Below are 21,222 nucleotides of genomic sequence, written 5' to 3' on the forward strand. Positions count from 1 at the left end.
ATACGGTTTTATCATGTTGTTGTGTTGTTAATTACGGTAAAGGTGTTATAGAAACAAAATGTAACATCTCTCTGGAACACCCAAACGGACAACAACTATGAATAAATCAGGGAAATACCTCGTCTGGACAGCGCTCTCAGTATTGGGTGCGTTTGCCCTGGGCTATATTGCGTTAAATCGTGGGGAACAGATCAACGCGCTATGGATCGTGGTGGCGTCGGTCTGTGTCTATCTTATTGCGTATCGTTTTTATGGGCTCTATATCGCCAAAAAAGTGCTGGCGGTTGACCCAACGCGTATGACGCCCGCGGTACGTCATAATGATGGGCTGGATTATGTCCCGACCGATAAGAAAGTGCTGTTCGGTCACCATTTTGCTGCCATTGCTGGCGCAGGTCCGCTGGTCGGGCCGGTACTGGCGGCGCAGATGGGCTATCTGCCGGGGATGATCTGGCTGTTGGCGGGCGTCGTGCTGGCGGGAGCGGTGCAGGACTTTATGGTGCTGTTCGTCTCGACCCGGCGCGATGGGCGTTCGCTTGGCGAGCTGGTTAAAGAGGAGATGGGCGCGACGGCAGGGGTGATCGCGCTGGTAGCCTGCTTTATGATCATGGTGATCATTCTGGCCGTCCTGGCGATGATCGTGGTGAAAGCGCTGACCCATAGCCCGTGGGGAACGTACACTGTCGCGTTCACCATTCCACTGGCGATTTTTATGGGCATCTACTTGCGTTATTTGCGTCCGGGGCGCATCGGCGAGGTGTCGGTCATTGGGCTGGTATTCCTTATTTTCGCTATTATTTCCGGCGGATGGGTGGCGGCAAGCCCAACCTGGGCGCCGTACTTTGATTTTACTGGCGTGCAGCTTACCTGGATGCTGGTGGGGTATGGTTTTGTCGCGGCGGTACTGCCGGTCTGGCTGCTGCTCGCGCCGCGTGATTACCTCTCTACCTTCCTGAAAATTGGTACGATTGTCGGTCTGGCGGTCGGGATTCTGATCATGCGTCCGACGCTGACTATGCCGGCGCTGACCAAATTTGTTGATGGTACCGGACCGGTCTGGACGGGCGACCTGTTCCCGTTCCTGTTTATTACCATTGCCTGCGGCGCGGTCTCCGGTTTCCATGCGCTCATCTCCTCCGGCACGACGCCGAAGATGTTGGCCAACGAAGGCCAGGCCTGCTTTATCGGCTACGGCGGGATGTTAATGGAATCTTTCGTCGCCATTATGGCGCTGGTCTCCGCCTGTATTATCGATCCGGGCGTTTACTTTGCGATGAATAGCCCGATGGCGGTACTGGCGCCAGCGGGGACAGCGGATGTCGTGGCTTCTGCCGCGCAGGTGGTCAGTAGTTGGGGTTTCGCTATCACGCCGGATACGTTACACCAGATTGCCAATGAAGTCGGCGAACAATCTATTATCTCCCGCGCAGGCGGTGCGCCAACGTTGGCGGTAGGGATGGCCTACATTTTACATGGCGCGTTGGGCGGCATGATGGATGTGGCGTTCTGGTATCACTTCGCCATTCTGTTTGAAGCGCTGTTTATTCTGACGGCGGTGGATGCGGGTACCCGTGCGGCGCGCTTTATGTTGCAGGATTTGTTGGGCGTAGTGTCGCCAGGGCTGAAACGTACCGATTCGCTGCCAGCGAACCTGCTTGCTACGGCATTGTGCGTGCTGGCGTGGGGGTATTTCCTCCATCAGGGCGTGGTCGATCCGTTGGGCGGTATTAACACCCTGTGGCCGCTGTTTGGCATCGCTAACCAGATGCTGGCGGGGATGGCGCTGATGCTTTGCGCCGTGGTACTGTTCAAAATGAAGCGTCAGCGTTATGCGTGGGTCGCGCTGGTGCCGACGGCCTGGCTGCTGATTTGTACGCTGACGGCGGGCTGGCAGAAAGCGTTTAGTCCGGATGCGAAAATCGGCTTCCTGGCCATTGCCAATAAGTTCCAGGCGATGATCGACAGCGGCAATATTCCGCCGCAGTACACCGAATCGCAGCTCGCGCAGTTGGTATTCAATAACCGTCTGGATGCCGGGCTAACCATCTTCTTTATGGTGGTGGTCGTGGTGCTGGCGGTCTTCTCTATTAAGACGGCGCTGGCCGCTCTGAAGATTGATAAACCGACGGCGAATGAAACGCCGTATGAGCCGATGCCGGAAAATGTGGATGAGATCGTGACGCAGGCGAAAGGCGCGCACTAATCTTTTTACATCAATAGCCCTCTCCAGAATAAGGAGAGGGCATTTGGATGACAGGTGACAACGATGTTCGATACGCTTTCGAAAGCCGGAAAATATCTGGGACAGGCCGCAAAAATGATGATTGGCGTGCCAGACTACGACAACTATGTGGAACATATGCGCATAACGCATCCGGATCAGACGCCGATGACCTATGAAGAATTTTTCCGCGAGCGGCAGGATGCGCGCTATGGTGGAAAAGGCGGCGCGCGTTGCTGCTGATGGTTGCCAGGCCTGATAAACGCAACGTCACCAGGCTATATTCTGAAAAATTCAACTTTTTCAAACGCCGCACGCAGGGTGTCTGGCGTTAACGTCACCGGTAAATAGTGGATGGATTCGACCGGGCGCAGGGTATGCGCGATTACCCTATCGATCTCGGCGGTGTTATTAATATCCACGTCCAGTTCGCTAAGCCGGGCCGGCAGATGAAATCGCCGGTACGCTGCAATCAATTGCGCCAGCACGTCATCTTGTCCCAGTAGCGCGCTTTGCACCAGAATGCCATAAGCCACTTTCGTTCCGTGCAGGAATTTTTCCGTTTGCGGCAGGACGGTCAGACCGTTGTGTACCGCATGGGCGGCGGCGACACGGGTATAGCGTTCCCCAAGGCCGCCGACCATACCGCCGCCAGCGATAATCGCATCCACCACGTCGCAAAATGCCTGGGTCAGCCGACGCTGCTGTTTATCCGCTAATGCTTGTTCGCTGCTGTCCAGCAGGAGATCGCGAATAGCGCACGCGCTGTTAATGCCCAGTCTTACGGTCAATGGCAACGTTTCAGGCTGCGGCGCAAGCACAACGGCTTCATACCATTTCGCCAGCGTATCGCCAATGCCAGCTAACAGATAGTCATCGGGCGCCTGCAGAATAATGCGCGGTTCGACCAGCACCAGAAAATTGGCATCATCAAAAATTTCGAACTGTAACGCCTGTCCCGCGTCGTTATACCAGACGGAAAGCGGTGTCCAGGCGGCGCAGGTCGCTGCGATGGTCGGGATAGCGACAAACGGCAGCGCCAGACGGCGGGCGAGCGCTTTGGCGGTATCGAGCAGCGCGCCGCCGCCGACGCCTATCACCACCTGACGATCGTCGTTGCAGGCGTGCGCCAGTTGGGCAACATGGCGTTCGCTACAATGGCCGGTAAACTGCAGATGTTTTGCGCCAGCACGTTCAAACGCTTCCGGCAGGTAAGGCCGGGCAGCGGCAATCGCGCGTTCGCCGTACACCCAAACGGCGTGGGAAAGCTGTTCCGGCGTGAAAAAGTCTGTCAGTCTTCCGAGGCTTCCGGCATGGGAAAAATAATTCGCCGGGCCGGTAACGACGCGGATTTCAGTGTGGTTCATGTTGTGTTGTCCTTAGGGTCTTCTCACCGCTGTTATTATATTTAGACATCTAAACGTCTTGATTGCCAAATACTAACACCCTGTGATAGTGTGTCAATAACCACATCACTGGCGGGTATGAAGATAATGAGAAATAACCCACTGATTCCAAAAAGCAAATTGCCCAATCTTGGCACCACGATTTTTACGCAAATGAGCGCGCTGGCGCAGAAACATCAGGCAATAAATTTATCGCAAGGCTTCCCTGATTTTGATGGTCCTCGTTATTTGCACGAGCGGTTGGCTTATCATGTCGCGCAGGGCGCGAATCAATATGCGCCGATGACGGGCGCGCAGGCGCTGAGGGAGGCCATAGCCGATAAAACGGCGGAAATATATGGTTATCGACCCGATGACGTAAGTGATATCACCGTCACAGCGGGCGCGACAGAAGCGTTGTACGCGGCGATTACCGCGCTGGTGCGGGCAGGGGATGAAGTTATCTGTTTCGATCCCAGTTACGACAGCTATGCCCCGGCCGTGGCGCTTTCCGGCGGCGTGTTAAAACGCATAGCGCTTACGCCGCCGCATTTTCGCGTCGACTGGCAGGCGTTTTCGGCGTTGCTTAGCGAGCGCACGCGGCTGGTGATCCTCAATACGCCGCATAATCCCACCGCTACCGTCTGGCGTCAGGCGGATATCGAGGCGCTGTGGCAGGCTATCGGCGAGCGGGAAATTTATGTATTAAGCGATGAAGTGTACGAACATATTTGTTTTGCCGTCGAAGGTCATGCCAGCGTATTGGCGCACCCTCAGTTACGAGAGCGGGCGGTTGCCGTTTCATCGTTTGGTAAAACCTTTCATATGACGGGATGGAAGATTGGTTACTGCGTTGCGCCTGCGGCCATTAGCGCCGAAATACGCAAAGTTCATCAGTACCTGACGTTTTGCGTCAATACGCCGGCGCAACTGGCGCTGGCGGATATGCTGCGCGCCGCGCCGGAACACTATCGCGCGTTACCCGATTTTTACCGGAAAAAACGCGATGTGCTGGTTAACGCGCTGGCGCAAAGTCGATTAAAAGTGCTGCCCTGTGAAGGTACCTATTTTCTGTTAATCGATTACAGCGCAGTGTCGACGCTAAATGACGTTGAGTTTTGTCAGTGGCTAACCGAAGAAGTCGGTGTCGCCGCTATTCCGCTTTCTGTCTTTTGCGCCGCCCCTTTCCCGCATCAGCTTATACGTTTATGTTTCGCTAAACAGGAATCAACGCTGCTGGCCGCCGCAGAGCGCCTGTGTAAACTGTAGTTATTTAACCGTCCACGCTCTGGAGAATCGACGGTCTGCAAAAAGCTCCTGCAGGCCGTTGATCTGTTTCAGGCGCAGGACTTCATCGGCGTCCATACCTAACTCCTGGCCGATTTTGCTCTCGTCCCAGCCTAGCAGAGAAAGTTCGCGCACGATTTCTGACATGGCGTGGATCTGGTGACGCCCGCGCGCGCGGTTATGCCGAATGGTTGCCGCCATGCGTTCGTGACGTTCTCTGTCCAGACACGTTATCGGCAGGTAGCCTTTCAGACGCCTTTTCAGGGCCGCTTTTCCTTTGCCCAGCTCATGACGGTGAAAACCGTCCACAATCTCGTACTCCTCGGCATCGGCCTTTACCACCACGATCGGCTGAGTAAACCCATCTTGTTCAATCGATTTAAGCAGCAGTTTTTTCTCCGGCGGCGCAACGTTATTCGGGTTGTAGTCATTAGGCGAAATATGATCGTTTTTCACCCACAGGACACAATCGACAGGCTCATCGCGAAAAGGACTAACGCTATGTATCGCCATTCTAAATTCATTAATGGCGGCGATCCTCTCCTCTTCAGGCAGTTCAGAGAGAAAGTGAGTTATTTCGGCTGTGAGTCGGTGTTGCATAAGATCCCCCATTCCTGGCGTTTAGCTTTCATACGTTCGTTATAACGCTGGTAATTCTTAGGTTTTGTCGGACTGAATGACAGCGCCCGGCACCAGTAATCATTGTTCAGTAATACCTTGCAGATCCGTCGCCACGACGGAATATCGCGCGATCCGATATCGCCATGCTGCGTCTGTGGAATAGTGTTCATGCCTTTTTTCTTATACCACTGCAAATAAACGGCGATTTTATTACGGTAATGTTCGGCAGTGACTTCAGGCATACTGTGTAGCAGGAGCAGCGCGTACTCTTCCCAGTTAAGGTGATCGGGTTTTAAAATTTTCCGGTGGCCGTAAAAATGGCTGTCTTGTCCGGCGTATATTCCTCCGCTGAGTGCGCCGCTGACTCTGGCGCACATGGCCGCCCAGCGCTCAGGTTCGATAACATGATACAGCCATAACCCCTGTCGTTGTTCCGGACCGAACGGTTCGCAAATACGCATGTAGCGGGGTGGTACGCCAGCCTGATACATCAAATTATATAAAGGGTTACAGGGTTTACCTGTTTTGGCGAACCAGGTCCAGATATCTGCGGTTTTCCAGTCATAGATGGGATAGATATACCAGGTGTGCCCCTTAGGGGCTAACGTGGTCCAGGGCTTATCGTCGGCAAAGCGCAGCTTATGCGAATTAGCGATAGCGGCAAATCGGTTATAGGATTCGTCGGAACGAATACCGACCAGCATAGCGGCAGGACGTTTTTCTGAAAACCAGTCGGCAAAATCGCGAACGAACTGTTCAAAGGTCATGCCTTGTTGATAAAAGGAAAAAAAGGCCGGATCGGTAATCGCATCTTCTGGCGGTTGTCGTACCCAGTCGGTACCCGGCTGCCAACACTGCCACTCCGGCTGGTATTGTGAAAGGGAATTTTGTGTGGTTAAGGGTAATGCGACCCAATAAAAACGCTCAATAACGTCCGCGTAATATTCACGTAATGATTCAATATAGGCGATGGTACAGGAGAATTGCGCTTCCCAGTCAATGAAGAGAACATGGATCTTTTTATTCATTTTGCGCGCCAACGTTGCCGTCAGGTGCAGCATAAGTCCTGAATCTTTACCACCAGAAAATGAGACGCAGACCCGGGGTAAGGTTTCCAGGGTCCACATTATACGCTCTTGAGCCGCTTCCAGAACATTTTGCTCAAGCGGAACTTTATAAACCGACATCTCTGGATAGTCTCCGATGTGTTAACTAGAGTATATTCGAATAATTAACATAAAGGATAAGCGGATTAGATGAACTTGCAATGCTTTATTATATTTGCTAAATAAATACATTATGTAGACATATACATTGAATTTATATTACCTCCCTCTTGGGCCTTCTTATTAATACTTTTTTGTGATGTGCTCAATGAGCTCAGCAAATCCGCTATTATTCAGCGAAGCTCTATTATACATAAGATAGAGGGGGTTAGCAGGAACAGAAAAAGGTGTGGAAATTTGTCTAAGCTTAACCGTGGGTTGATAATAATCCACAATAATCTTAGGTAAAAAACCAATAAGATCTGTCACGCTAATCGCATTGGCAATAGTGATAAGCGACTTACTTTTAAAGCCTATAGTTCTTTCTGCTAATACATGATTAAGGAAAGTCTGATGCTCTTTTACTGCGGCATCATCGGCGGCGATGAGATGAGTAAAAGTTTCTTTCAGCAGTTCTTCAACGCTTACGCTCTCTCGCAATCGGGGATGGTTTTCACTGCAAACCAGAACGCATTCCACCCTATAAAAGTGCGTACAAACAATGGAGCGATTACTGATCGGCGACATCGAGAGGACAATATCTGCTTTACGGTAGGCGAGAAGATCTTCAGGAGATTCTTCCGTTCCCAAAATGTCGTGATGTTCAATTTCAATCTGTGGGTCTTTACGCAGATATTTCATCAGTTCCAGTAATTGTTTCGTTATCAACAATTGTGGGCTGTAGATAATAAACTTTTTCTTCAGGCTGGACTGATTCATTATATTAATAGTTTGTTCCAGGCTGTTAAGGTTATTTTCTAAATGATAATGTAAATTAATGCCTGTTACGGTAGGCGTAATTCCTTTACCTGAACGAATAAATAGAGGGTCGTTGAATTGCGTGCGCAGGCGTTGCAATGACTGGCTTACGGCAGAAGGTGTAATATAGAGTGTTTCTGCTGCTTTGCTAATGCTTAAATGTTGATAGATACATTCAAATATAACCAACAAGTTAAGATCAAATTTTTTCAGGTCGTAAAGGTTAGCCATAGTATCTTCCCGGCATCATCATGGTATCTTTCATGATTATGACTTAATCTCAATAATTTACCAGAGTTATGTTTATTAAACTTAATGTAGAGTTTATTTAAACTAAAATACCACAGTTATGAATATTTTAGCGAGTAAATAATCACAGTAAAGGCGGACATAACGTACACTTTTATAATCACGCCGTTAGTCTAAAAAGGCTGTGCCGGATGACATGCTGGTCTGGCGTCGCGTTAATGCCGGGAGGAGGTTGGCCCGACAAACGCAGCGCTATCGGGCGGGGTACGGTTAAGCTTCTGCCTTGCTAATTTCTGCGTTAAGGCTGCCCCATCATGGCGTCCAGTTGCGCTTTTTCCGGTAAACCCACAACCTGTTGCAAAATCTTATCTTTATTCATGTAATAAATTGCTGGCGTCGCGTTAGCGCCAAGATCGTCCATTAACTGCTGATTCTGATTAATGACTTTCATCTGCGCCGGGGGGATGGACGCCGGAACCTCCAGCTTCATCTTTCCTGCGGAGGCTTCATAGTCATACCAGGTTTTCGCCGGGTCTTTCGCGGCTAAAATCGCTGCGGCTGTGGCCGGGCTTTCCGGTTTAATCACGCCGACCAGTAACGTACGTAATTGTACCTTGCCGGATTCGACCCACGGGCGAGCTTGCTGCCAAAACTGCTTACAATAGGGGCAGAAAGGGTCGGCGAAGACATACAGCACCACCGGCGCGTCTTTTTTACCGTCGAGTATCCATGACGCTTTTTCCATTTTCTGCCACATTTCACGTCCGGCCGGTGCATAGATCTCTTTTTCTATCAGGGCGTTGCTAAGATTTTCGCCTTTTTCATTATACATATAGCCGGAAATCGCGTGTTTACCGTCCGGCGTCAGGTAAATCGTGACGCCCATATCCTGATACTTTCCGAGATAGCCCTTCATGCCCCCCGGCGCCTCGAAGGATTTCAGGATAGTTATGCCCTGTTTTTCAATGGCTTTAACTGGCGCAGGCAGTTCTTCCGCGTGGGCGAGAATGGGCAGCATAGCAAGCAGCAATGTACGTTTAATCATATTTTTTCCTTTTAAGATCAAAGCGAAAAGAGTATTAATGATGATGCCTATCACAGACATAGGTAAGAGCTGGCGTGCCGGGATTGCCCTTTCTATGCTGGGGTGATGTAATCCTTTTCGCTGTTACAGCCTTTGTTAAGGTAATGTAGAGCGCAACACTTAGCCAGCATATACGCTATGGATTTCGAGTTGCAGACAATACGTCTGTAATTTGCAAGACGAGTCGTACTGGCTCTGAAGTTACCTACGGGTAGTTCAGGTAATGGGGCCGCCTGTCAGGCGGCCTTTTTACTTTAGATGGCTGACAGGGCGCAGTGTTCACAATGTCGCCCGAATCGGGTTGTTAGTTAACGCTTATTGATTTGATAATGGAAACGCATTAGCCGAATCAGCAAAATTTCGTTAACTTACTCCTCAACGAAAACACGGAGGAAGTATAGATGTCCTTAATTAACACCAAAATCAAACCTTTCAAAAACCAGGCGTTCAAAAACGGTGAATTCATTGAAGTCACCGAGAAAGATACCGAAGGCCGCTGGAGCGTCTTCTTCTTCTACCCGGCCGATTTTACCTTTGTTTGCCCGACTGAACTGGGTGACGTTGCCGACCATTACGAAGAACTGCAGAAGCTGGGCGTAGACGTTTATTCCGTCTCAACCGATACTCACTTCACGCACAAAGCATGGCACAGCAGCTCTGAAACTATCGCAAAAATCAAATATGCGATGATCGGCGACCCGACTGGCGCCCTGACCCGTAACTTCGACAACATGCGTGAAGATGAAGGTCTGGCAGACCGTGCGACCTTTGTTGTTGACCCGCAGGGTATCATCCAGGCGATCGAAGTTACCGCTGAAGGTATCGGCCGTGACGCGTCTGACCTGCTGCGTAAAATTAAAGCAGCACAGTACGTTGCCGCTCACCCAGGCGAAGTATGCCCGGCGAAATGGAAAGAAGGTGAAGCGACTCTGGCTCCATCTTTAGACCTGGTCGGTAAAATCTAAATTTCCGTCGTCTTTCACGCCATAGCTGCGTTGGCGTCGCCTGCTCACCCCGGTCACTTACTTCAGTAAGCTCCCGGGGATTCTCAGGCTAGCCGCCTTACTCTGACGTGAAATACCTTGGAAATTGTTTCAGTCATGGGCGCACCCGCGCCCATTTCATTTCAGCACCATGACGCAAGTTGCATTAATGCAGTCCCGCGAAGTCGGCTTGCATGATGATGTTTTCAGAGAGGGAAGAAGAATGCTCGACACAAATATGAAAACCCAGCTCAGGGCTTACCTTGAGAAACTGACCAAACCTGTTGAGCTGATTGCCACGCTGGATGACAGCGCTAAATCGGCGGAAATCAAGGAACTGCTGGCTGAAATCGCCGAGCTGTCCGACAAAGTCACGTTTAAAGAGGACAATACTCTGCCGGTGCGCAAGCCGTCTTTCCTGATTACGAATCCAGGTTCTCAGCAGGGGCCGCGCTTTGCCGGTTCTCCGCTGGGCCACGAATTTACCTCGCTGGTTTTGGCGCTGCTGTGGACCGGCGGTCATCCATCAAAAGAAGCGCAGTCGCTGCTGGAGCAGATTCGCGATATTGACGGCGATTTTGAATTCGAAACTTATTATTCACTCTCCTGTCATAACTGCCCGGACGTAGTGCAGGCGCTGAACCTGATGGCGGTGCTGAACCCGCGTATTAAACATACGGCAATTGATGGCGGCACCTTCCAGAACGAAATCACCGAACGTAACGTGATGGGCGTTCCGGCGGTGTTTGTCAACGGTAAAGAGTTCGGCCAGGGACGTATGACTCTGACCGAGATTGTCGCTAAAGTGGACACTGGCGCAGAAAAACGCGCGGCGGAAGCGCTGAACAAACGCGATGCGTATGACGTGCTGATTGTCGGCTCCGGCCCGGCGGGCGCGGCGGCGGCGGTCTACTCGGCGCGCAAAGGCATCCGTACCGGTCTGATGGGCGAGCGCTTCGGCGGTCAGGTGCTGGATACCGTGGATATCGAAAACTATATCTCGGTGCCGAAAACCGAAGGCCAGAAACTGGCGGGCGCGCTGAAAGCGCATGTCAGCGATTACGACGTTGACGTTATCGACAGCCAGAGCGCAAGTAAACTGGTTCCGGCCGCGACAGAAGGCGGCCTGCATCAGATTGAAACGGCGTCCGGCGCAGTCTTGAAAGCGCGCAGTATCATCATCGCCACCGGCGCGAAATGGCGCAATATGAATGTGCCGGGCGAGGATCAGTATCGCACCAAAGGCGTCACCTATTGTCCGCACTGCGACGGTCCGTTATTTAAAGGGAAGCGTGTGGCGGTCATCGGCGGCGGCAACTCTGGCGTTGAAGCGGCTATCGATCTGGCAGGTATTGTAGAACACGTTACGTTGCTGGAGTTTGCGCCGGAGATGAAGGCGGATCAGGTGCTACAGGACAAAGTGCGTAGTCTGAAAAATGTCGATATCATTTTGAATGCGCAAACGACAGAAGTGAAGGGCGACGGTTCGAAAGTGGTGGGGCTGGAGTATCGTGACCGTGTCAGCGGCGATATTCATAGCGTCGCGCTGGCAGGGATTTTTGTGCAGATTGGTCTGTTGCCGAATACCCACTGGCTGGAAGGCGCGCTTGAGCGTAACCGCATGGGCGAGATCATTATTGACGCCAAATGTGAAACCAGCGTTAAGGGCGTCTTCGCCGCAGGCGATTGTACCACCGTTCCTTATAAACAGATTATCATCGCCACCGGCGAAGGGGCGAAAGCCTCGTTGAGCGCCTTTGATTATCTGATTCGTACCAAAATCGCATAAAAAGAAGTAAGCACACCTGCAAGGTCAGTTAACTGGCCATCGTAAACGGCCCGATAGTGTAAGCTATTCGGGCCTGCGGTGTTTATGCCTGGGGAACGCCGCCGGGTAAAACACCTTCTTCATTATCAATACTCTGAAACCGTCTGTTAATAACAGACGGTTTTTTATTTCAACGGTCTTCTGTTTTTAAACTTTGAAACAATAAAAAAGTCTTCTACAGATTTAACTGGAATTTTTCTGTTTTTTTATCAAAGAAAGATTAAGCGCTTCCGTTAACATGCCCATTCTTTTTTCTTGATTTATATTGCATTTGTATGTGAGGTTATTTATTCATGGATTCAATCTATGAATCACTGACGGAATTAGAAAAAACAGGGCTTACATTGCGTGATTTTTTTAATTCTCATGATAGTCATTCACTGAAATCTGCCTACGTGAGATTAAATCCCTCTGCTGCGGTAAACCTTACCGACCGGGCGTGGCTGGAGGCGGAGTATGACTTTAATGCGCTATTCGTCGGTCCTGGCAAGCTGCTGGCTGCGCCTTTCGCTTCAGTGTATCTGGAAGAGGATGCGCTGGTGATGGGAAAGGCGACGCTGGAGATACGGGAGTTTATGGCAGCGTTGGGATTATCGGTTAATCAGGAGAGCAATATTCCTGACGATCATATTTCCTGCGTGCTGGAATTAACCACACTATTACTGGCTAATACCCGGCAAACGTCACAATACCGATCTACTCTCACTCAATATATCAATAATTATTTAACAAAGTGGGTGCCATTATATATCGAAAAAATAAAAACTCATGCACAAACGACCACGTTATATACGGTGGCGGACATCTTATTTTATTGGCTTGATGAATTAAAACGAGAGTATCAATATGAGTAATGAGACAGGACATCTGAACAGACGTTCTTTTTTAAAGGGGATAGTGGCACTGGGCGCCGTTGCGGCTTTACCCGGAGGATTACTGACCTCCCGATGCGCGCTTGCGCAGCCGCCTGTTCCCTTTAACCCTAAAACGTACAAAATTTATCGTAACGCGTGTCCGCGTAACTGCTATGACACCTGTAGCCTCAAGACATGGGTAAAGGACGGGGTCATTACTTTCGTGGAAGGCGCGCCGGAATCAACATTTACTCACGGTACCCCTTGCGTCAAAGGGTTAAGCTATCCGCGCCGGGTTTATAGCCCCGATCGTATTAAATATCCCATGGCGCAGGACGTTCGCGGTAGCGGCAACTGGCGTCGCATCTCATGGGAAGAGGCGATGCAGCGCATTGCCGCCAAAATGCTGGAGATTAAGAAAAAAGACGGTTCTATGCTCGGTCTGGCGCTGACCAAATATTCCGGTAAGTTTGGCGTGCTGAACTATGCCGTTGAAGGGATGATGTCCTCGCTTGGCTACACCACCCGTTTTGCCGGTACGCCGTGCTGGCCTGCCGGTATCGACGCGCAAAACTACGACATGGGCGACATGTGGTGTAACGACCCGGAAGATATGGTGAAAGCGAAATACATCATTATCTGGGGCGCCAACCCGGCCTGGTGCTCAATGCACAGCATGAAGTACATCTATCAGGCGCGCGAGAAAGGGGCGAAGGTCGTGGTTATCGACCCGCTGCTGTCGCAGACTGCTGCCAAAGCCGATCTCTACCTGCGCGTACGGCCTGGCTCAGACGGTGCGCTGGCGCTGGGAATGGCGCGTCATCTGGTGGATAAAGGCCTGGTGGATCAGGATTTTGTTAACAACGATGCTCACGGCTATCCGGAATTTGAAGCCTATCTGCGTAACCATGTAACCGTGGAGTGGGCGGCAGAAATCTGCGGCCTGTCTGCGGATGTCATTCGCCAGCTGGCGGAAGAGTTTACGGCGGTTAAGCCGGCCACGGTCTGGATTGGTTACGGGATGCAGCGTCATGTCAACGGCGGCGCCAACGTTCGCGCTATCGATGCCTTTGTCGCTATGTCCGGCAACATCGGTGTCGAAGGCGGCGGCGCGCGTTATGGCCATCTGCATACCTGGGGCTTTAACTATAACGCCATGCTGCAGAAGCCGCCGGTGGGCGCTATTGGCATACCGGGAGCGGCGGGCACCACCAGTGAATTCGGGGCTGCCGCTGGCAGCGACGCCGTGCAGTACTCCGATCGCTCCCTGAATATTAACCAGACGGCGCAGGGGATTCTGGAGGCCAACGATCCGCCGGTTCGTATGCTGTGGGTCGCCTGTAAAAACCCGTTTGCCCAGGATTTCGATCGCAGCAAGATGAAGAAAGCGTTTGAAAAACTGGAAATGGTGGTCTGCGCCGATCAGTTCTTCAACGAAACGGTGCAACACGCTGATATCGTGCTGCCCGTTACCACCGCGTTTGAAGAGTGGAACGTGGATGCTTCTTACTGGCACTACTGGCTTTCCATTAATCAGCCGGCGATTAAGCCGATGTATGAAGCAAAATGCGACCTTGAAATCGCGACCATGCTGTCGCGCACCATTAATAAGATGGCGCCGGGTTCCTGTACCTTCCCGCAAGAGTTCGATCACAAGCGCTGGCTGGATCAGGAGTTCAACGACGGTATGGCGAAAATGTTCGGCATCTCTTCCTGGGACGATCTGCTGGACGGGCCAAAAAAAGCGATCCTGCCAAGCTCTGCCGCCTGGTACGACCGCAAGTTCAAAACGCCGTCAGGCAAGTATGAATTTAAATCTGAACTGGCGGAGAAAAACGGCCACACCGCGCTGCCGGAATACAAACCGGAAGCCGAGAGCAAACTGCCTTTCCATCTGTTTACGCCGCACGTGCAGTTTGGCCTGCACTCGCAGTTTATCAACCTGGACTGGATGCAGGTGTTCTACCCGGAACCGTTCGTTTATATCCATCCTTCTTCCGCACAAAAAAAAGGCATCAGCGAGAACGATCTGGTCAAAGTTTTCAATGGCACCGGTGAAGTTGAGCTGCGGGCAAAAGTCACCACCAACGTGCCGGAAGATTTTCTGGTGATGTATGAAGCGTGGTTCCCGAAACGGCAGTACAACGTGCAAAACGTCGTGGCCGATACGCCTGCTGATATGGGGCTGATGAAAACTGGCGCGCCGGGCGCCGCTATCCACAGTCAGTTTGCTGACGTTGTATTGATCGGTAAAGGGGAATCCGTAGCATGAGACGTGCGTTTTTAGTGAATAGCGATAAGTGCATCGGCTGCCGCGGCTGTGCTATGGCGTGTAAAAGCTTTAACCAACTGGAGCCGGATCGCTTCTGGCGCTACGTTTATCCGTTGGATAAAGACATCTATCCACATGAAGAGCGGGCGTTTTACTCGCTGGCCTGTAACCACTGCGAACATCCGGCCTGCGTCGCCGCCTGTCCGGTCGAAGCCTATACCAAACGTGAAGATGGCGTGGTGGTGCATAACCCTGAGCGCTGCATCGGCTGTAAAAACTGTATTCGTAACTGTCCTTATGGCGCGCCGCGTTTTAATGAAGAGACGCGTAAAGCGGAAAAATGCAGTATGTGCTACGAGCGTCTTGATATCGGTATGAATCCGGCGTGCGTAAACGCCTGCCCGGTGGGCGCCTTGTCGATTATCGATTTGGATGCCGATCCTGTGCCCGATAATGCGGTGCAGTATCCGCCAGGGTTCCCGCATATGCCACAGCTTAATCCAGGAACGCGCTTTATTCTGGCGCGCCAGCCTAAGCAGCCGGAGGACAAGTAATGGAAAAATATGAACTGCCGCTGGTGTTTTTTACGGTATTAAGCCAGATGTCTGTCGGGATGGCTTTGGTACTGACATGGCGTACGCTGCGTGGTGAAGTGGAAGGCCAGCGTTTCTATTGGTTGGCCACCGGGCTGGTGCTGGCATTGGCGTCTATTGCCGCGATTCTGCATCTGGCGCATCCCGATCGCGCTTATAATGCGCTGATTAACCTGCGACATGCCTGGTTAAGTCGGGAAATCCTTGGCGCCACGTTGTTTGGCGCAGCGGTCGGCGTAACGTTCCTGGCAAAGGGACATAAAGCGATGGCTCTTATCGCCTCCGTGTTCGGCGTGTTACTGGTGGCGGTGCAGGGGATGACCTACGCCGCGCCAGCGATGGTGGCTATCGCTAATGGATTTACCATGCTGTTATTTTTTATTACGGTATGGGTCATGGGTTGCGCGGCGATTCCGCTGTTAAAACTCAGGCCTGCCGTTCCTGCGTTACGCCAGGGAATTGTGGTGTGTATCGCGGTACTTATCGCGGCGCCGCTGGTGTGGTTAAGCGGGGGAACGGTAATGCAGATGACGGCGCGTTCATGGCTGGCTTCACCGTTTTACCTGGCAAGCCTGGTCTGCCTTGCGCTCGCTTTTGTCGCCAGCCGTCACGGTGATTCGCGCCCGAAACTCCTGTTCGTCTTGTTATTCGTTGGCGTATTTCTGAGTCGGCTGGTCTTTTTTGGCGACACGGTGAGTACTATTGTGAATATCGGGCATTTGTACTAACGATGATGCAGTAAAAAGCCCTGCCAGGCGTGACCTGGCAGGGCGTGTCAGTTTTTAGCCACCAGGGTTAACGCACAACCAATACTGGCAGCGTCGCATGGCGCACCACGCTTGAGGCGTTAGACCCCAACAGGTGTGTCGTGATGGACGGATTACGCGAACCGATTACCACGACATCCGCATCCAGTTCTTCGCCCATCTCATTGACGACATCGCGCACGCTACCAAAGCGAACATGCGTTTTAATTCGTGAAGGATCGATACTGAAGTGTCCCACCATCGTTTGCAGACGCGTTTCCGCCTCATGCTGTAAATGTTCTTCAAAGCGACGCACGTCGGCGGCAAAGCGATGCAGACTCATGCTCGCGGACCCAGGCAGTACATGCAACAGATGAATGACGCCATCCTGTTGCGCCAGAAACTCAGCGTGGCGAATGGCTTTATCGCTAAGTTCCATTTCAAAAACATCAACCGGCATAATGATTGTCTTATACATACCTGTTACTCCCTGTTAATCAATACTGAATTTATTCAAGCATATAATAATGTTTCTTTCTGCTATTTGTCTGGCAATTTTAAATATTACGGCAACCTGACGTTAAAAAAGTCATGTATTTTCCAGGAAAAATCCTAAAGCCGCCTGTTTTGCCGGCAGTCTCTCCGGGATAGCTACCCTTTTATAGTCGAACGTGACATTCACCGTTACCCCGGAGGCTGCATGAAAGCATTGACGTATCACGGTCCACATCACGTAAAGGTTGAAAACGTACCCGATCCCGGCATTGAGCAGCCTGACGATATCATTTTGCGTGTTACCGCCACCGCGATTTGCGGATCTGATTTGCATCTCTATCGCGGCAAGATCCCACAGGTAAAACATGGCGATATTTTCGGCCATGAATTTATGGGCGAGGTGGTGGAAACCGGACATGATGTGAAGAATATTCGAAAAGGGGATCGGGTCGTTATCCCGTTTGTCATTGCCTGTGGTGACTGCTTTTTCTGTCGGCTACAGCAATATTCAGCGTGTGAAAACACTAACGACGGACACGGCGCGGCGATGAATAAAAAACAGATCCCGCCACCGGCGGCGCTGTTTGGGTATAGCCATCTGTATGGCGGCGTTCCCGGCGGACAGGCCGAATATGTTCGCGTGCCAAAAGGTAATGTTGGTCCATTTAAGGTGCCGCCGCTGTTATCTGACGATAAGGCGCTGTTTCTTTCTGATATTTTGCCTACCGCCTGGCAGGCGGCAAAAAATGCCCAGATTCAGCAAGGTTCCAGCGTGGCGGTTTTTGGCGCAGGGCCGGTAGGATTACTGACTATCGCCTGTGCGCGACTGCTGGGCGCGGAGCAGATCTTCGTCGTTGATCACCACGCCTGGCGCCTGCGTTTCGCCGAAGAACGTTATGGCGCGATACCGATCAACTTCGATGATGAGAACGATCCGGCGGAAAAAATCATCGAGCAGACGGCAGGCCACCGCGGCGTGGACGCGGTAATTGATGCCGTAGGCTTTGAAGCGAAAGGCAGCATGACGGAGACGGTGCTGACGAACCTTAAACTGGAAGGCAGCAGCGGCAAAGCGCTGCGACAATGTATCGCGGCGGTCAGACGCGGCGGCGTGGTCAGCGTGCCCGGCGTGTATGCCGGTTTTATTCACGGCTTTTTATTCGGCGACGCCTTTGATAAGGGGCTAACTTTTAAAATGGGTCAAACCCATGTTCACGCGTGGCTGGGGGAATTATTACCGCTTATTGAAAAAGGGTTGCTGAAGCCGGAGGAGATTGTCACGCACTATATGCCGTTTGAAGAGGCGGCGCGCGGCTACGAAATTTTCGAAAAACGCGAAGAAGAGTGCCGGAAGGTTATCCTGGTGCCGGGAGCGACGTCGGCACAAGCGGCGCAGAAACAGGTGACGGGAGTCATCAACCCGATGCCAGGCGGCGTTGTCTGAAACAGGCAGAAATGAAAGGGCTAACGGAAAGAGGATGCGCAGGCATCCTCTGTGTAAACGCATTAACGCTTATGCAGATGGTTTAACGCAGGAAGTCGCCCGCGGCTTCAGGCTGATATTCGAGTTCCAGCACTTCGAGATGGGTGGAGGCGCCGCCCGGCAGTTCCCAGTGAATGGTGTCGCCGACGCGCAGTCCCAGCAACGCCGCGCCGACGGGCGCCATTACCGAAAGCTGGGTACTGCTATCCGTCATATTGGCGGGGTACACCAGCGTCCGCACGCGTGTTTCACCATCGCTCAAATTGCGGAATTTAACGCGGCTGTTCATGGTGACGACATCGTTCGGCATCTCTTGTGGCGAACACATTTGCGCGCGATCCAGTTCGGCGTTGAGCGCGTCGGCAATCGGCAGATCCGCATACGCAGGCTGTTCCAGAAGACGATCAATACGTTCGGCGTCAAGGTCGTTAATGATAATAGTGGGTCTGGACATTTCTTACTCCATGTCATCGATACTGCGAGTAGTGCAGGTAAATGGTCCCAAAAGAAAACCCTCACCGTCTGGCGGCGAGGGTTTAACTCTCATGATGATACTGAGACTTACCCCGTCTTTGAAGTGATTTAGTTCACATTCGGGTAAATCCTCAAACGTCATAGCCCTGAGTGAATTTTAGTCTACATTCGGGCGTGTTCTCAAATGTGGCTACGGTTTTAAACCTCTGCTTCGTCAATAACCGGCTTTATCGATAATAAACTGTTTCCCGCAGTTGCCGGGATGCGGCTGTGGCTGGAATGAGGCAGAGGAGAGCGGGGCGTTAATCATCGACGCCTTTAATGAAAACTGAATCTCTGTTAAATAGGCGGGATTGCCATGGCAGTTTACTTTAACGGCTTTGACATTATCCTGGCCCCACATTTGTGCGACGACGCTATCAAACTCAGCGCGGCTAACGGTCTTGCCGTAATTATCCACCAGAAACTGCCCCAGCGCGCTGTCTTTTATCGCCTTATCCAGCCGTATCATGGTGCCGAAATAGGCATTGGGAGCAAACCCGAAACAGGCGCCATGTTTGGCATATTCGTAGCGCTCCAGACAGGAATTCCCCCCCGCGCCGGGCATCACTTCCTTAAGCGCTGCCGCAATGTCAGGCGAAAGTCCGGGGGCGGGGGCGGAGCATTTCCGGCTGGCCTTGACTTCAGGCAGATTCGGGATTGGCCGCGTCGCACAACCAAAGCGCTGCCAGCGTCGCTGGTCAACACCGCGTGCGGCGATAGATTTGGGTAATCCAGGCCACAGGCCGTGAACGGTCAGAAAGTCTGCTTTGTTGGCTGGCTCTTTTTGCAGACGGCACTCATCGGGTTCCCGATGGCGGCGTTCATGCTGGCTTTGACAAAAACCGGTTTGCCAGGAAAGCGCCAGCACATAGTCAGTGAAATCACCGTACTGTTGCGCCTGAAGTTCGTCGGCGTTGGCGGCAAAAATTGGGGTTAAGAGGGCAGCCAGCAGCGGACTGTAATGCCATATTGTGTTCATGATGAATTCGATAATTTATACACATTATGAATGTTACCCATTTAATCATAAAAAATGCCGCTCAGGTGAACCTGAACGGCATCATTTTTAACCTACGTTGGCGTAATGTTTAATTCCACATTGCCAGAATCGGCCAGCCCACCAGCAACAGCATCGCGATATAGATAACGCCAAAGATTGCGCCAAGCCGCCAGTAGTCTCTGGATTTCACGTAACCGCAGCCGTAGATAATCACACCAGGGCCGGTGGCATACGGCGTCAGACAGCCCATGATACCGATAGACAGCACCAGCAGAATACACAGTTGTTCCATCGGAACGCCCGGAATGCCTTTACCCACCGCCAGAATGACCGGCAGCATGGTCGCGGTGTGAGCGGAAAGGCTGGCGAACAGGTAGTGCGCGAAATAGAACACCAGTACCAGTACAATGACGGTTGCATCCGGCGAGAAACCTTCCAGATGTGTACTCATGGTATTGGCGAACCAGTCAATAAAGCCGGAGCGGGTTAAGCCATTAGCCATGACCACCAGCGTAGCGAGGTTCACCAGGGTGTTCCAGGCGCTGTTGTAGCGCGTAATGTCTTTCCACGGCACAACATGCAGCGCCAGCATCAGCGAGACGGCCAGCAGACCCACGGCAGTGGCGTTGATGATTTTTCCACCAAAAACCCACAATCCTAAGCTAAGCAGCACCAGGCCAATCAGCGTCCACTCTTTGCGGGACAGACGCCCCATGTTTTTTAATTCTCCGCCAGCCCAGGCCGCGACTTCCGCACTGTGGGTCACTTCAGGTTTATAAAGCACATAGGAGAGCCACGGCGCAACGATCAGTAAAATAATCCCTACCGGCAGAAAGCTGAGAAACCACTGCAGCCAGCTAATCTGGACGCCGGCGATCTTACTGACGAACTCCAGACCTAACACGTTTGGCGCCGCGCCAGTGACAAACATCGAAGAGCTCAGGCTGGTACTGATCACCATCATCCACATCAAATAACCGCCGATGCGGCGTGCGGAAGGATCGTTTGGAAACGATTTAAACAGCGGCGGCAGGTTCTTGATGACCGGGAAGACAGTCCCGCCGGTACGAGCCGTATTGGAGGGAGTAAACGGCGCCAGCAAAATATCGATAATGACAATCGCATAGCCGAGTGTCAGCGTACGTTTACCCATGAATTTTACCAAAAACAGCGCAATGCGGCGCCCCAGCCCGGTCACTTCGTAGCCCAGCGCGAAAATAAACGCGCCGAAAACCAGCCAGACCGTGGTGCTGGAGAAACCGGCAAGCCCCCATTTCAGCGCCTGTTTACTGGCTTTAAACGCCGGATCGGCCAGTTCTGAAGCGTCAAATAGCAGGTAATTGCTGCCGATAACGCAAATGGTTACGGCGATAAAACTGATCGCTGTCGCCGGGATCGGCTCCAGGATCATACCGACAATCATCGCGACGAAAACCGCAAAATAGTGCCAGGCCTGCGGCGGCATACCATCTGGAACAGGAATTAGCAACATGACGCCCATCACCACTAATGGGGCCAACAACTTCCATATATTATCTTTGGATAAAGACATAAATGACTCTCCGGAAAGGATATTTTCTA

At 51.9% G+C, this 21,222-nt stretch carries 19 protein-coding genes; 10 read left to right on the plus strand and 9 right to left on the minus strand.

All coding sequences use genetic code 11. The features are described 5' to 3' along the window. Positions 1-97: 97 nt before the first annotated feature. Together cstA and EOS97_RS16680 are read left to right on the plus strand one after the other, a co-directional pair. Complete coding sequence (cstA, locus tag EOS97_RS16675; protein WP_001043108.1) at positions 98-2,203, plus strand: pyruvate/proton symporter CstA; 2,106 nt, start codon at positions 98-100, stop codon at positions 2,201-2,203. Between the two features lie 63 nt (positions 2,204-2,266). Next, complete coding sequence (locus EOS97_RS16680; RefSeq protein WP_000460619.1) at positions 2,267-2,464, plus strand: YbdD/YjiX family protein; 198 nt, start codon at positions 2,267-2,269, stop codon at positions 2,462-2,464. Between the two features lie 35 nt (positions 2,465-2,499). Here EOS97_RS16680 and EOS97_RS16685 read toward each other — a convergent pair whose 3' ends face one another. Then, entirely contained in the window at positions 2,500-3,588 is a 1,089-nt protein-coding gene (locus tag EOS97_RS16685; protein WP_001016869.1) for an oxidoreductase, read from the minus strand. A gap of 126 nt (positions 3,589-3,714) precedes the next feature. On the opposite strand from EOS97_RS16685, the gene EOS97_RS16690 reads away from it, so the two are divergent. Continuing rightward, positions 3,715-4,875 (plus strand): pyridoxal phosphate-dependent aminotransferase, encoded by a 1,161-nt coding sequence (locus tag EOS97_RS16690; protein ID WP_001245597.1) that lies wholly within the window; start codon positions 3,715-3,717, stop codon positions 4,873-4,875. On the opposite strand, the gene EOS97_RS16695 is transcribed toward EOS97_RS16690, so the two are convergent. The 4 genes from EOS97_RS16695 to dsbG form a co-directional block, all read right to left on the minus strand. Continuing rightward, the gene (locus EOS97_RS16695; RefSeq protein ID WP_001164751.1) at positions 4,876-5,493 is read right to left on the minus strand and encodes a ParB/RepB/Spo0J family partition protein; all 618 of its coding nucleotides are present in this window, start codon (positions 5,491-5,493) and stop codon (positions 4,876-4,878) included. After that, entirely contained in the window at positions 5,466-6,701 is a 1,236-nt protein-coding gene (locus EOS97_RS16700) for a phosphoadenosine phosphosulfate reductase (protein ID WP_000118142.1), read from the minus strand. Before EOS97_RS16700 ends, EOS97_RS16695 begins: the two co-directional genes overlap by 28 nt. 162 nt (positions 6,702-6,863) lie before the next feature. After that, positions 6,864-7,769: a LysR family transcriptional regulator gene (locus EOS97_RS16705; protein WP_000002487.1), complete on the minus strand. Its 906-nt coding sequence runs from the start codon at positions 7,767-7,769 to the stop codon at positions 6,864-6,866. A 316-nt stretch (positions 7,770-8,085) separates the two neighbouring features. Continuing rightward, on the minus strand, positions 8,086-8,832 hold the full coding sequence (dsbG, locus tag EOS97_RS16715; RefSeq protein WP_000597128.1) for a thiol:disulfide interchange protein DsbG: 747 nt from the start codon (positions 8,830-8,832) through the stop codon (positions 8,086-8,088). Positions 8,833-9,272: 440 nt separating this feature from the next. Between dsbG and ahpC the strand changes: the two genes are divergently transcribed. From ahpC to EOS97_RS16745, 6 genes are all read left to right on the plus strand, one after another. Next, entirely contained in the window at positions 9,273-9,836 is a 564-nt protein-coding gene (gene ahpC, locus EOS97_RS16720) for an alkyl hydroperoxide reductase subunit C (RefSeq protein ID WP_000052802.1), read from the plus strand. Positions 9,837-10,077: 241 nt separating this feature from the next. Further along, complete coding sequence (gene ahpF, locus EOS97_RS16725; RefSeq protein ID WP_000887644.1) at positions 10,078-11,643, plus strand: alkyl hydroperoxide reductase subunit F; 1,566 nt, start codon at positions 10,078-10,080, stop codon at positions 11,641-11,643. A gap of 332 nt (positions 11,644-11,975) precedes the next feature. Next, positions 11,976-12,536, plus strand: a complete 561-nt coding sequence (locus EOS97_RS16730; protein ID WP_000377434.1) for a molecular chaperone — start codon at positions 11,976-11,978, stop codon at positions 12,534-12,536. After that, positions 12,529-14,808, plus strand: a complete 2,280-nt coding sequence (locus tag EOS97_RS16735; RefSeq protein WP_000064310.1) for a molybdopterin-dependent oxidoreductase — start codon at positions 12,529-12,531, stop codon at positions 14,806-14,808. The genes EOS97_RS16730 and EOS97_RS16735 overlap by 8 nt, the downstream gene beginning before the upstream one ends. After that, positions 14,805-15,362, plus strand: coding sequence for a 4Fe-4S dicluster domain-containing protein (locus EOS97_RS16740; RefSeq protein ID WP_001250381.1), 558 nt, complete (start codon positions 14,805-14,807; stop codon positions 15,360-15,362). Before EOS97_RS16735 ends, EOS97_RS16740 begins: the two co-directional genes overlap by 4 nt. Then, positions 15,362-16,129 carry a dimethyl sulfoxide reductase anchor subunit family protein gene (locus tag EOS97_RS16745; RefSeq protein ID WP_000417102.1) on the plus strand — a complete coding sequence of 256 codons (768 nt, stop codon included), beginning with the start codon at positions 15,362-15,364 and terminating at the stop codon, positions 16,127-16,129. Before EOS97_RS16740 ends, EOS97_RS16745 begins: the two co-directional genes overlap by 1 nt. A 67-nt stretch (positions 16,130-16,196) precedes the next feature. Here EOS97_RS16745 and uspG read toward each other — a convergent pair whose 3' ends face one another. Further along, positions 16,197-16,625, minus strand: a complete 429-nt coding sequence (gene uspG, locus EOS97_RS16750; protein ID WP_000278499.1) for a universal stress protein UspG — start codon at positions 16,623-16,625, stop codon at positions 16,197-16,199. Positions 16,626-16,847: 222 nt separating this feature from the next. On the opposite strand from uspG, the gene EOS97_RS16755 reads away from it, so the two are divergent. Continuing rightward, positions 16,848-18,086 (plus strand): zinc-dependent alcohol dehydrogenase, encoded by a 1,239-nt coding sequence (locus EOS97_RS16755; protein ID WP_000646120.1) that lies wholly within the window; start codon positions 16,848-16,850, stop codon positions 18,084-18,086. Positions 18,087-18,168: 82 nt separating this feature from the next. On the opposite strand, the gene rnk is transcribed toward EOS97_RS16755, so the two are convergent. The 3 genes from rnk to citT all read right to left on the minus strand — a co-directional run bounded on the left by rnk (position 18,169) and on the right by citT (position 21,193). Then, positions 18,169-18,579 (minus strand): nucleoside diphosphate kinase regulator, encoded by a 411-nt coding sequence (rnk, locus tag EOS97_RS16760; RefSeq protein ID WP_000089748.1) that lies wholly within the window; start codon positions 18,577-18,579, stop codon positions 18,169-18,171. 234 nt (positions 18,580-18,813) lie between these two features. Beyond that, entirely contained in the window at positions 18,814-19,620 is an 807-nt protein-coding gene (gene rna, locus EOS97_RS16765; protein ID WP_001092568.1) for a ribonuclease I, read from the minus strand. Between the two features lie 109 nt (positions 19,621-19,729). Further along, positions 19,730-21,193 carry a citrate/succinate antiporter CitT gene (citT, locus tag EOS97_RS16770; protein WP_000059029.1) on the minus strand — a complete coding sequence of 488 codons (1,464 nt, stop codon included), beginning with the start codon at positions 21,191-21,193 and terminating at the stop codon, positions 19,730-19,732. Positions 21,194-21,222 lie beyond the last annotated feature (29 nt).

The organism is Salmonella sp. SSDFZ54, from assembly GCF_004010735.1.
GTDB lineage: Bacteria > Pseudomonadota > Gammaproteobacteria > Enterobacterales > Enterobacteriaceae > Salmonella > Salmonella enterica.